This window comes from Siminovitchia acidinfaciens, from assembly GCF_003605385.1.
In the GTDB taxonomy this organism is placed as follows: domain Bacteria; phylum Bacillota; class Bacilli; order Bacillales; family Bacillaceae_C; genus Siminovitchia; species Siminovitchia acidinfaciens.
Genome location: NZ_QYTV02000030.1, coordinates 1 through 313 on the forward strand (window position 1 = coordinate 1; position 313 = coordinate 313).

Here is a 313-nt window from a genome sequence, read left to right on the forward strand (position 1 = left end):
TGGACAGTCATTCATCTAGGCCAGCAATCGCTCACTGGCTCAAGCAGCCTACCCGGGTTCAGTACGGGCCGTACCTTATGAACCCCTATTTGGCCTTGCTCCGGGTGGAGTTTACCGTGCCACGGACTGTTACCAGCCGCGCGGTGCGCTCTTACCGCACCCTTTCACCCTTACCTGATCCCGCTTGCGCGGGCCATCGGCGGTTTGCTCTCTGTTGCACTGGTCGTGGGTTTCCCCCCCAGGCGTTACCTGGCACCCTGCCCTATGGAGCCCGGACTTTCCTCCCCTCCGCCCGTCTCCCCCGAAGAGGACG

1 other RNA gene is annotated in these 313 nt (G+C 62.6%); it reads right to left on the reverse strand.

The features are described 5' to 3' along the window. Positions 1-308, reverse strand: an RNA gene (gene rnpB / locus D4T97_RS20335) — RNase P RNA component class A; the annotation flags it as partial. Between the last annotated feature and the right edge of the window lie 5 nt (positions 309-313).